The organism is Sphingomonas endophytica (assembly GCF_001476895.1).
Classification (GTDB): Bacteria; Pseudomonadota; Alphaproteobacteria; order Sphingomonadales; family Sphingomonadaceae; genus Sphingomonas; species Sphingomonas endophytica_A.
The window spans coordinates 1-824 of the sequence record NZ_LDTB01000330.1; the positions used below are offsets into that span (position 1 = coordinate 1).

Annotated in this window: 2 protein-coding genes; both read right to left on the minus strand. The window is 67.0% G+C overall.

From position 1 onward, the window contains the following. Positions 1-357, minus strand: a 357-nt coding sequence (locus tag NS334_RS17495; RefSeq protein ID WP_193753180.1) for an FAS1-like dehydratase domain-containing protein, incomplete at its 3' end; no start/stop codon positions are given. 27 nt (positions 358-384) lie between these two features. Beyond that, positions 385-824, minus strand: a 440-nt coding sequence (locus NS334_RS17500; protein WP_193753181.1) for a CoA transferase, incomplete at its 5' end; no start/stop codon positions are given.

Consider the following 824-nt stretch of genomic DNA (forward strand, 5'->3'; position numbering starts at 1 on the left):
AGATTTCACGGTGACGTCCGCAATCCTGGAAGCGCGCTTGGCCTCGTCGCCGATCCGCAGTGCATCGAAAAATTCGAGCTCGCCGCCGGCCCACATCCGGCGCGGCAGCGGCACCGGCGGCAGGAAGCCGCCGCGGGTCGGATGACCGTCCGGGCCGAGCTGCGACATCGGAAACACCGGCTGCGCCAGGCACCAATGCGTGGTCCACGGCGCGGCATCGCCCGTCTGCGGCTCGCCGATCTCCTGGAACAGCGTCGCGCGCAGCCCCATGACCAGGTATTTGGTGACGACGTCGGAAGCCTCGGCGGTCTTGCCGATCCACTGGCGGAGATGTCCGAGGTCGAGTCTGTCGGTCATGACTGTCTTGCCCGGGCGCGAGGGATTTCAGGAACCTTTGGTGCGCGCGCCGATCGCCGGCACCTTGCCGTAGTGCCGGTCCTCGCCGACCACGAGCGCGGCCGGCGCCGGATAGCTGACCTTGCCGTTCGGCGTGTCGACCTCGAGGCGGCGCAGATGCGGATGCTTCGCAAGGTCATCCATGCTGTTGACCTCGGCGAAAGCGATGTCGGCCTCGGCGAGCTTGGCCAGCAATTCCTCGCGCGTGAGCTTGCCAAAACTGTCGCTGACGATCTGGTCGGTCACCGTGCGGTTACCGACGCGTTCGACCATGTTGGCAAAGCGCGGATCGTCGGGCAGGCCGGGCTGGCCCAGCACCTTGGCGCACAGCGTCTTCCACTCGCGCTCGCTCTGGATCGAGATCAGGATCTCCTTGCCGTCCTTCGAGCGGAACACGCCGTAGGGCGCGATCGAGGGATGGGCGAGGC